General features: G+C 65.6%; 10 protein-coding genes. 8 read left to right on the forward strand and 2 right to left on the reverse strand.

The window, feature by feature from the left end:
* Nucleotide 1: 1 nt before the first annotated feature.
* Together RMO51_RS16805 and RMO51_RS16810 are read right to left on the reverse strand one after the other, a co-directional pair.
* Nucleotides 2–2248, reverse strand: a complete 2247-nt coding sequence (locus tag RMO51_RS16805; RefSeq protein ID WP_310396563.1) for a choice-of-anchor I family protein — start codon at nt 2246–2248, stop codon at nt 2–4.
* 130 nt (nt 2249–2378) lie between these two features.
* A complete protein-coding gene (locus RMO51_RS16810; RefSeq protein WP_310396565.1) occupies nt 2379–2552 on the reverse strand; it encodes a hypothetical protein in 174 nt (57 codons plus the stop codon).
* Between the two features lie 446 nt (nt 2553–2998).
* Between RMO51_RS16810 and RMO51_RS16815 the strand changes: the two genes are divergently transcribed.
* From RMO51_RS16815 to RMO51_RS16850, 8 genes are all read left to right on the forward strand, one after another.
* Complete coding sequence (locus RMO51_RS16815) at nt 2999–3541, forward strand: RNA polymerase sigma factor (RefSeq protein ID WP_310396567.1); 543 nt, start codon at nt 2999–3001, stop codon at nt 3539–3541.
* A 111-nt stretch (nt 3542–3652) separates the two neighbouring features.
* Entirely contained in the window at nt 3653–4492 is an 840-nt protein-coding gene (locus RMO51_RS16820; protein WP_310396569.1) for a HEAT repeat domain-containing protein, read from the forward strand.
* Nucleotides 4493–4737: 245 nt separating this feature from the next.
* Nucleotides 4738–5505 carry a DUF4097 family beta strand repeat-containing protein gene (locus RMO51_RS16825; protein WP_310396571.1) on the forward strand — a complete coding sequence of 256 codons (768 nt, stop codon included), beginning with the start codon at nt 4738–4740 and terminating at the stop codon, nt 5503–5505.
* A 161-nt stretch (nt 5506–5666) separates the two neighbouring features.
* Complete coding sequence (locus RMO51_RS16830; RefSeq protein WP_310396573.1) at nt 5667–6410, forward strand: hypothetical protein; 744 nt, start codon at nt 5667–5669, stop codon at nt 6408–6410.
* Nucleotides 6411–6746: 336 nt separating this feature from the next.
* A complete protein-coding gene (locus tag RMO51_RS16835) occupies nt 6747–7274 on the forward strand; it encodes an RNA polymerase sigma factor (RefSeq protein WP_310396581.1) in 528 nt (175 codons plus the stop codon).
* Nucleotides 7264–8205 carry a HEAT repeat domain-containing protein gene (locus RMO51_RS16840; protein ID WP_310396575.1) on the forward strand — a complete coding sequence of 314 codons (942 nt, stop codon included), beginning with the start codon at nt 7264–7266 and terminating at the stop codon, nt 8203–8205. The genes RMO51_RS16835 and RMO51_RS16840 overlap by 11 nt, the downstream gene beginning before the upstream one ends.
* Nucleotides 8150–9037, forward strand: a complete 888-nt coding sequence (locus RMO51_RS16845) for a hypothetical protein (protein WP_310396577.1) — start codon at nt 8150–8152, stop codon at nt 9035–9037. Before RMO51_RS16840 ends, RMO51_RS16845 begins: the two co-directional genes overlap by 56 nt.
* Nucleotides 9038–9049: 12 nt before the next feature.
* The gene (locus tag RMO51_RS16850) at nt 9050–9922 is read left to right on the forward strand and encodes a DUF4097 family beta strand repeat-containing protein (protein WP_310396579.1); all 873 of its coding nucleotides are present in this window, start codon (nt 9050–9052) and stop codon (nt 9920–9922) included.
* Nucleotides 9923–10039 lie beyond the last annotated feature (117 nt).

Consider the following 10039-nt stretch of genomic DNA (forward strand, 5'->3'; position numbering starts at 1 on the left):
GCTACCGGACCATCAGGCGGCTGGTGGCCCCGTCGGTGGCGTGCAGCAGGTAGAGGCCGGCGGGCAGGCCGCGCACGTCGAGGCGGTCGGTAGCGGCGGGCAACTGGCGCACGGTGCGGCCCAGGCCGTCGAGCAGGGCGCCGGCCACGGGCCGACTCAGGCGCACGGCCGCGTCGGGCGCGGCCGGATTGGGGTAGCAGTAGAGGGCCGCCGGGCCGGCCGCGCCGCCGCGGGTGCTGGTCACCACGCCGCGCAGGCCAATCTGGTACACGGCCACGGTGCTGCTCACTTCGTTGGCGAGAATGAGCAGGGGCGAGCCGGTGGGGCTGTTGGCGGCCGACACGAACACGAGGCCCTCGGGGCCCTGGTCGCCGGTGCCGGTGGTCAGGCTGCGGTTGTTGAGGTACTGCACCAGGCGCGGGTTGGTCGGGTCGTTCACGTTCAGAATCAGCACGCCGCCCTGGCGCTCCAGGCTCACGAAAGCGTAGGTGGTGTCGCGGATTACGCCGGTGGTGACGCCCTCGGGCTCGGGTCCCTTATCGTCGGAGCGGTTCTTCCGAGCGGGGGTGCCGGTAGTGTTGCTGGCGTTGAAGATGGCGCCAAACGTGGGGTCGGTGCTGGTCAGGCGCTCCAGCAGGTCGCCGCTGTCGTGGACCAGGGCACCGGTGTTGGCGTTGAGGATGCTAAAGGAGCGGCCCCCAAAAGCGTAAATCTGGTCGAAGTCGCCGTCGCCGTCGGTGTCGCCCAGCTTATTGGTCACGTTCAGGCGGCCCAGGGCGCTGTTGTTTTTCAGCAGCGCGGCCTGCGGGAAGGCTCCCGGGTCGAGCACGTAGCCGGCGGCGCCGAGGCGCGTGACTTCGCTGTAGGCGCCGGTGCCTTCGTATTCGCGGGCGTCGCCCTCGTTGGCCGTGAGGAGGTAGCGGCCCCCGCCCAGGCTGGCGGGCAGGTCGAAGGCGGCAATGGCGTCGGGCTGGCGCATACCAAACACGGGCCAGTTGGCCAGCAGCACGTCGGGGGCCTGGTCCGAGGCGTCGAAGCTGAAGCCGGGCTGGCTGTGGTTTTGGTAGCCGATGGGCCGCAGGGCCGTGAACTGCAGCGTGGCCAGGTCCAGGGTGGCCAGGGCGTTGTTCTCCTGCAGCCCCACGTAGGCAATGCGCGAATCAGCCGATACGGCCACGTATTCCGGCTCCAGGTCCTGGGCCACGGTGCTGGGCGTGCCCCCCACCGCGCCGCCGTAGATGCGGATGCCGGCCGCGCGCAGGGCGGCCGCTTGGGTATTGTAGGCGCTGAAATCCACCGTTGTCACGTTGGCCTGCGTCACGTTGGCAATGCCCCCGCCCAGGTCCACCACCGTCACCGAGCCCAGCGGGTCGTTGGTGACGGTGGCGTTGGGCTCGCCTTCGTTGGCGGTGATGAGGTAGCGGCCATCGGGCGAAAAGGTTATCATGTCGGGCAGCGCGCCGGCCGTCACCTGCTTAATAAACACCCCGTTCTGGTCAAAAAACACGATTTTGCCGGGGTCCTGAAGCAGGGGCCGGCTCTCCACGGCGCAGGCCACCAAGCCGTTGCGCACCGCCACCGAATTGATGCCCCCGTAGGGCACCATGCTGATGGACGCCACCGGCGTAATCACGCCGGGCGCGGAAAAATTTAGGATGTCGAGCTTGTTGGGTAGCGTCGGGCTGCCAGCGGCCGAGTTGGCCACGTACAGGCGCTGGGTAGTCGGGTCATGGGCCACAATTTCGGCCGAGTTTTCGCCGGCCGTGCCGTTCTGGTAGCTGCCCAGCAGGTCCAGGCGCAGGTTGCCAGCGCGCACCGGAGCCGCTAGGTCGTTGTCCTTGATGAACACCAGCGCCTCCGTCGAGCCGGCCGTGAGGGTGGCGTTGGCGGGGTTCTGGAGGCGCAGGGTAAAGTATTCGGAGGCTTCGGCCAGCGCGTCATCAGTCAGCGCAATGGTCAGGGTCTGGTTGCCCGTGGCGCCGGCCGGGAAGGTCACGGTCTGGGTGGCGGCGTAGGTGAAGTCGGTGCCCGCCGTGGCGGTGCCCAGGGTTGTGCCCAGGGCTACTTCCACGGTGCTGGCCGCCGCGCCGGGGCTGGCGATGCCCAGCGTGACGCTGGCCGTGCCCGCGTTCTCGTTCACGACGAACGTAGCGGCGGTGAAGCGCACGCTCTGCGCCGCGGCCGGGGCCGCGCCCAGTGCCAGGGCCGCCAGGCCAAGTTTTGCTTTCAGAAGTAAGGTTTGCCGCATCTCAATGCCGGGGTATAATTAGAGGGTTGGATGCGTCAAAACTACCCGAAGCTTGTTACGACACGGTTACCCACGGGTTACCGAATCGGCGCCCGCCACCTGCTGTGCGCTGCATCAGCCGCCAGGGCAGCTATTCGGCGGCGTGCTGATGCGCCACCCGGCTCCGCTGGAACCGCTGCTGCAGGGCGCCCCGCCGGCCGGCGAGGCGGGTGTATCGGAGGCGCTGCCGAAACACTTGGTGGTGCTGGGAGCGGCGGCCGTTCCGGCCCGACTTACCTCCGGTAAAAAGTCCTAACAATGCCATGCGCGCGGGTTTTGGTTGAGGAGTTGCTTATTATGGGGCTGGGTTTGGCTGGCACCCAAGCAGGCAGGTGAGGGACTCCGCCGCCGCCAACGACAACGCCCCACCGGCCGGGGGCCAGTGGGGCGTTGCGCAAAGCGAGACGGGCAAGAGGCCGCGGGTTGCGGCAGCGGTGGGCGCCAGTGGCCGGGGCGGGGTGGCCGGACCGGCCCCCCGAGGCACGGGCGGCGAAGCGAGGAACAAATGGCGCGAGCGGGGAGTGAAGCGCACGAAACAAGGCTTGATTGACCAGCGAATCAAATCTATCGGCAACCCATTACCTCAATATTACAAACCTGTTACCTAATTCCAGCGGCTTTATCTTCCCGCCGCTGGAAATTTTTTCGGGGCCGCTGTAACGAATGACGCTGACCCCGGTACCCCTTTCATTCCAACCCTAACCCTACTCTGTGGCACCCACGAGCGACGAAGCCCTGATGGCCGCGGTACGGGCCGATGACCTCGACCAGCTCGTGCCGCTCTTCGAGCGCTACCACGGGCCCTTGTTCAACTACCTCTACCGCCTCACCAACGACCGCGAAACCAGCGAAGACCTCACCCAGACCGTGTTCGAGCGCCTCCTCAAATACCGCGGCAGCTACCAGCCCGCCCAGCCCTTCAAGGCCTGGGTGTACCAGATGGCCCGCAACGTGCACGCCGACCACTGGCACCGCCGCGAAAAGCTGCGCGCCGCCGACGTGGACGAAGTGGAGCGCACCGGCGGCCTGCGCGGCGCCGCTTTCACCCAGATGCGCGTCAGCGGCCAGGCCGACGACCTGCACGAAGCCCTGGCCCTGCTGCCCACCCCGCAGCGCGAAATCCTGGTGCTGCACCGCTTCCAGGGCTTTGGTTACGAGGAAATCGGTCAGTTCCTGGGCTGCACCGCCGACGCTGCCCGCGTGAAAGCCCACCGTGCCCTGCAGGCCCTGCGCAAAATCTACTTCGCCACTTGAAATTTAGTTGTCCGTTGCTGGTTGTCAGTTGTCAGTATTTTTTGGGTAAGCCGACGACGAACAATGAGCAACCAGCAACGGACAACTAACAACTGATAACTAACAACTATAATGTCCCAACCCCTTGCCTGCCACGAGTTGGAAGCCCTGCTGCCGGCCTACGCCGAGCGCAGCCTGCCCGCCGCCGAGGCCGCGCGCGTGGCCGCCCACCTGCCCGCCTGCCCCGCCTGCCAATTGCAGCTAACCCAGCTCCGCACCCTGAGCGACGACCTCGACGCGGCCCTGCCCGAAGCGCCCCGTACCGCTCTGCGCGCCAATTTCATGGCCATGCTGGAGCAGCAAAAAGCCCTGCTGACGCCCGCCGCACCGGTGGTGCCCGCCCCTGCGCCGCCGGTTGCTAGAGTGGTGTCGATGTGGCCTACGGCCGTGGCGAACAACTGGCTGCGCATTGCTGCCAGCATTGTGCTCATCGCCGCGGGAGTGCTGCTGGGCCGGCAGCTGCCGTGGGGCGGGCGGAGCGGCGACGGCCAGGCGGGCGCTGGCCTGTCCGCCCCAACGGAGCTGGCGCAGGCCCTGAACGGCGACAACGGCCGCCTGGTGTCGGCCAGCGACCGGATAGAGCTGGTGGCCAATTCGGGCAGGGAAACCGCGCCCGGCGACCCCACCGTGCAGGTGCTCATCAACACGCTCAACGCCGACCCCAACCCCAACGTGCGGCTGGCCGCCTGCGAAGCCCTGTACCGGCTGCGCGCCGACCCGCGGGTGGGGGAGGCCCTGGCCCAGGCCCTGCCCAATCAAACCGACCCCAACGTGCAGATTACCCTGATTGACATGCTGGTGGCGCTGCGCGTGCGCCGGGCCGTGCCGCAGCTCGAACGCCTCTCCAAACGCCCCGATGCCCTGCCCGTGGTGCGCGCCCAGGCCGAGGCGGGCGTTGGGAAACTGATTTAAGAACCCATTCGAACAATAAAAAGAACGTCCTGCTCATCTGGCGTCCGCGCAGTCGAAGCATTTCTCCCGCTTCAATGAACGATTCAAATGGCGCGGCAGAGACGCTTCGACCAGCGCAGCAGGACGTGCTGAAGGTTGCTTCTCCATCGCTATTTTCTTGCGCTTTTCTCACCCATTTTTCTGCAATGCGGCGCCGGCTTCCGGCGCCGCGTCAGGACTTCGCTTGCCTTACTCTTTTACTCTATATGAATAAGCTCTTTCTGCTCGCCCTGGCGGGCCTGCTGGCGGCCCACGTTGGCCACGCCCAGGAATACAAAACCAAAATCGGCGGCAAAGACCGCAAAATCGTCATCGACATGCAGGGCAGCGACGTGACGGTGGAAGGCATCGGCGGCGACGAGCTGGTGATTCGCGGCGATGGCTTCGAGGAAGCGCCCAAGCGCGCCGACGGCCTGCGGGCCATCTACAACTCGGCCGTGGACAACACCAAAATCGGCCTTTCCGTGACGCAACAGGATAATACCGTGCGCATCGCCCGGGCCTCGCGCAAAGACGCCAACTACGTCATCCAGGTGCCCCGCGGCTCGGCCTTGCTCTACAACCAGACCAATTGGAACAGCGGCGACCTGACGGTGCGCGACGTGGCCGGCGACCTGGAAGTGAACATGAAATCCGGCGACATGAAGCTCATCAACGTGGCCGGCCCCGTGGTGGCCAACACCGTGAGCGGCGACATTCAGGTGCGCTTCGCGCCCATGCGGCAGGGGCCCAGCTCCATTTCCGCCGTGAGCGGCGACGTGGACGTGAGCATGCCCGCCAACACCAAGGCCACCATGCGCCTGCGCTCGGTGTCCGGCGAAATCTACACCGACTTCGACCTCAACTTGGGCAAGGGCCAGGACAACCTGAACCACATCGGCGGCCAGGTAGTGGACGGCAGCGTGAACGGCGGCGGCAACACGCTCTCACTCAAGACGGTGAGCGGGGATATTTTCGTCCGCAAGGCCAAGTAAAATAGTGATTAACGGTTAGTGGTTAATGATTAGTGGTCGGTTTCATAGCACGAATAACCTCGTTCTGGAGCCGTAACTGAATATGCCCAATGTCCACTAACCGTTAATCGATACCCACTAATCACTGACCATTAATCACCAATCACTAACTGTTAATTGCCATGCGCCGCTTCCTATCCTTTCTTTTGCTGGTGCTTGCCGCGGGCGGCGTCCAGTCGGCCTACGCCCAGAAAATCATCGAAAAGAGCGCCAACCTGGCCGCCGGCCAGCGCGTGTTCCTCAACCTGCGGCAGGCCAGCAACATCCGCATCCGCAGCGGCGCCGGCGGCAAAATGACGCTGAAAGCCTCGGTGAGCATCAACCAAAACAAACTGAATGATGCGCTACTGCTCACCATGGAGCAGGCGGGCGAGGAGCTGAAGCTGAGCTCCGATTTTGACAAGCAGCTGCTGCGCAACGCTGAGCCCGGCGACTGCCCCAACGGCGGCGCCTACTACGGTGAAACGCACATCACCAAGGGCCAAAACGGCGGCGCGCGCGACCGCGACGGTAATAACATGAACCAGGTGTGCGCCGTCATCGACTACGAAATCACGGTGCCGGCCGACGTGGTGCTGCGCGTGAGCACCATCAGCGGCGACATTGACATCGCGGGCCTCAGCGGCGCCATCGATGCCAAGTCCATCAGCGGCTTTGTGGACGTGACCTGGCCGCCCACCGCGGGCGCTGAAGTTTCGCTCAAAACCATTACCGGCGAAGTGTACACCGACCAGGACGTAGCCTTCAGTAACCGCAAAGACAACCCCATCGTGGGTTACCAGCTGCGCGGCACGCTCAAGGGCAGCGGCCCGCTAGTGAAGCTGGAGTCCATCAGCAACGACGTGTATTTCCGCAAGCGGAAATAGGGGTGGAAGCGGCGTTGGTGTGTTTCTGCTGCTGGCGCAGTCGCTGCTGCGGGTGGTTTCACAATTACCGGATGCTGCTGACTGCGTGTAGAGACGCATACTTGCGTCTCGTCGTTGAACGACCGGAACCCGCGCCGTTCAGCCGTCACGTTCAATGACGAGACGCAAGTATGCGTCTCTACACCCGCTTACGGATTGCACACGCCACGCTGAGTAAACGCTCACGAAAAAAAGTTTGCGGGTTCCTGTAACCTTCCCGAATTACAGCGGTGTCCACAGGCAGATACCCTAAAAACCCACTCCTTCGGCTTGGATTCGCTCTCGGACAATGCGCTGATGCTGAAGGTGAAGTCCGGCGACGTGGACCGGATGGGGCTGTTGTTTGAGCGCTACCACCGGCCGCTGTTCGGCTTCCTCTACCACATGCTGGGCGGGCGCGTGGAAGCCAGCGAGGACCTGGTGCAGAACGTGTTCTACCGCATGCTCAAGTACCGCCACACCTACACCGGCGCGGGCGAGTTTCGCACCTGGATGTACCACCTGGCCCGCAACGTGCTGGCCGACTACGTGAAGAAAAACCGCCACGCCGCCCAGCACACCGACGTGGCCGACCTGGCCGAGCACCTGGGCGGCGGCCCCCGGGCCGACGAGGGCCTGGAGCACGCCCAGGACGTGGCCCAGCTGCACCAGGCGCTGGCCCGCCTCAGCCCCGAAAGCCGCGAGGTGCTGGTGCTGAGCCGGTTTCAGGAGTTGAAATACGGCGAGATAGCCCGCGTGCTGAACACCACCGAAGGCGCCGTGAAAGTGCGCGTGCACCGCGCCCTGAACGAGTTGAAAACGACTTACCTCCGCATTGAAAACTGAACCCCCCGCCATGAACTGCGAGCGCACGAAGGCCGAACTGGTCGATTACCTGAGCCGCCAGCTCTCGGAAACCGAGCACGCGGCGCTGACGGCCCACCTGGCCGGCTGCGCCAACTGCCGCGCCGAGCTGCAGGCCGTGCAGCGCGTGTGGCAGTCGCTGGGCCAGGTGCAAGCCGTCGTGCCCGAGCCCGGCCCGCAGGTGCGCCCCGCGTTTTACGCCATGCTGGCTTCGTACAAAGGCACTTTGGAAGAAACGCCGGATGAATCGGCCAAGGGCTTCTGGCAGTGGTTGCGGGAGCTGCAACTCCCGCCGCCGGCCCGGCGGCTGGCCTATGGCCTGTGCCTGCTGGGCCTGGGCGCGGGGGGCGGCTACTGGCTCGGCAACGGCGGCAGCAAGCCCGCGGCGGCCGACCAGCAGCTTGCCGCCCTGGCGGCGGAAGTGGGCGAGATGCGGCAGGTGATGCTGCTGGCCCTTATTGAAAACCCCTCGGCCACCGAGCGGCTGCGGGCGGTGAACTCCACCAAGGAGCTGGCCGGCGGCGCCGACGCCCGCGTGGTGGAGGCCCTGCTGAGCACCCTCGACCACGACCCCAACGTGAACGTGCGGCTGGCCACGCTGGAGGCGCTGGCCCCGCTGGCCCAGGACCCCACGGTGCGGCTGGGCCTGGTGCACGCGCTGGCCCAGCAGGAGTCACCCCTGGTGCAGGCAGCCCTGGCCGACGTGATGGTGCAACTGCAGGAGCGCCGCTCGGTGGCCCCGCTGCGCCGGCTGCTGAAGCAAGCCAACCTGGACGAATCGGTGAAAAGCAAAATCGAAGCGAGCATCAACACCTTATCCACCGGCCGGCCCGCCGCGCCCCCAACCCCTCTCCGCCATGACCAAACGCATATCCGGCCCCGGGCTGAGCGCCCTGCTGCTCTTGCTGTGTAGCGGCGCCCCGCGCGCGCAGAACCGGGAAGCCACCGAAAAAATCAGCCGGGAATTCCCGCTCACGGCCGAGGCCGGGCGCAGCACGCTGGCGCTCTACAACGTGAGCGGCTCGGTGACGGTGCAGGGCTACGCCGGCAGCAAGGTGCTGGTGGAAGCCACCAAAACAATCTCGGCCGACGACGCCCAGAAGCTGGCGCTGGGCCAGACCGAGGCCAAGTTGGGCTTCCTGCAGCGCAACGACAGCGTGGTGGTGTACATGGCCGCGCCGTTCGACTCGCGGCCGCGCCGCAGCTACGGCCGGAACCAGGGCAACGACTGGGGCAACCACGACCCGGAGTACGAGTACGAATTCGACTTTGTGGTGAAAGTGCCCTACGGCCTCAACCTGACGGTGTCGACGGTAAACAACGGCGCCGTGCTGGTGCAGGACGTGGCCGGCCCGCTGAACGTGGGCAACGTGAACGGCCCCATCACGCTCCGAAACGTGAAGGGCGCCACCCAGGCCCGCACCGTGAACGGCAACGTGGAGGCCAGCTACGCGGCCAGCCCGCCCGGCGCCTCGTCGTACCACACCATCAACGGGCAGATTAAGGTGCAGTACCCCGCCAGCCTGGCCGCCGATGCGCACTTCAAGAGCATGAACGGCGAGTTCTACACCGATTTCCCCAACACGGAGCTGCTGCCGGTGCAGGTCACCAAAAACCAGCGGGGCAAGGGCGACGGCACCGTGTACAAGCTCACCAAGGACACAGCTGTGCGCATCGGCAAGAGCGGCGGGCCCGACCTGCGCTTCGAAACCCTGAACGGGGACGTGACCATCACCAAGCAATAGCCGCTTATCCCCATGAATACTGCATTTCGAATACCCCTCGCGCGCGCCGGGCGGCGGGCCAGCCTGGCCCTGCTGCTGCTGGCTGGCGCCCTGCCCGCCGCGGCCCAGGACAAAGAAGCCAAGGAACAGCTCACCGTGGCCCTGAGCAGCCCCGGCAAGCCCGGCTCGCTGGAGGTGGGCCTCGTTCACGGCTTCATCCACGTGACGGGCTACGCCGGCAAGACGGTGGTAATTGACGCCACGGCCCGCGCCGCCCGCCGCGGCCGGTCTGGCGACGATGACGATGACCAGAAAGCACCGCCCGCGGGCCTCAAGCGCATATCGGGCGGGACCAGCCTCAACCTGACCGCCGAGGAGAAGAACAACCACGTCGAAATCTCGACCGAATCCTACGCCCGTCCCGTCGACCTGACTATCAAGGTGCCGCAGAACTTCTCGCTCAAGCTGAGCACGGTGAACAGCGGGGATATTATTGTGGACAACGTGAGCGGCGAGCTGGAAGTCACGAACGTCAACGGCCTGATTCAGCTCAACCAGGTGTCGGGCTCGGCGGTGGCCAACACGGTGAACGGCAACCTCACCGCCACCTTCAAAAGCGTGACGGCCGGCGCGCCCATGGCCTTTTCCACGCTCAACGGCAAGGTGGACGTGACATTTCCCGCCAACGCCCGGGCGGCGCTCAAAATGAAATCGGACCGCGGCAGCGTGTACAGCGACTTCGACGTGGCCGTGGACAAAAGCGCCGCCAAGGTGACGCGCACCACCCAGGGCGGCCTCACCCGCCTGAGCACCGACGACTGGACCTACGGCAAAATCAACAACGGCGGCCCCGAGGTGATGATGAAAACGTTCAACGGCGACATTTTCATTCGCAAGGCGAAGTAGGGCCGTGGTTCCACGAACCGGGCAGATGGCGCGGCCGGGGCACCTCACCCCCGGCCTCTCTCCCGCGGAGAGGGGAGCCGGACGACTAGTACGCGGGCATCTGGCTCCCCTCTCCAC

It is taken from the genome of Hymenobacter sp., assembly GCF_031398885.1.
GTDB lineage: Bacteria > Bacteroidota > Bacteroidia > Cytophagales > Hymenobacteraceae > Hymenobacter.

Excerpts from the sequence above, each read along its gene's own strand:
- RMO51_RS16845 (WP_310396577.1), top strand. The coding sequence starts at position 8,150 with ATGACCAAACGCATATCCGGCCCCGGGCTGAGCGCCCTGCTGCTCTTG.
- RMO51_RS16820 (WP_310396569.1), top strand. The coding sequence starts at position 3,653 with ATGTCCCAACCCCTTGCCTGCCACGAGTTGGAAGCCCTGCTGCCGGCC.
- RMO51_RS16850 (WP_310396579.1), top strand. The coding sequence starts at position 9,050 with ATGAATACTGCATTTCGAATACCCCTCGCGCGCGCCGGGCGGCGGGCC.
- RMO51_RS16830 (WP_310396573.1), top strand. The coding sequence starts at position 5,667 with ATGCGCCGCTTCCTATCCTTTCTTTTGCTGGTGCTTGCCGCGGGCGGC.
- RMO51_RS16810 (WP_310396565.1), bottom strand. The coding sequence starts at position 2,552 with ATGGCATTGTTAGGACTTTTTACCGGAGGTAAGTCGGGCCGGAACGGC.
- RMO51_RS16805 (WP_310396563.1), bottom strand. The coding sequence starts at position 2,248 with ATGCGGCAAACCTTACTTCTGAAAGCAAAACTTGGCCTGGCGGCCCTG.
- RMO51_RS16835 (WP_310396581.1), top strand. The coding sequence starts at position 6,747 with ATGCTGAAGGTGAAGTCCGGCGACGTGGACCGGATGGGGCTGTTGTTT.
- RMO51_RS16825 (WP_310396571.1), top strand. The coding sequence starts at position 4,738 with ATGAATAAGCTCTTTCTGCTCGCCCTGGCGGGCCTGCTGGCGGCCCAC.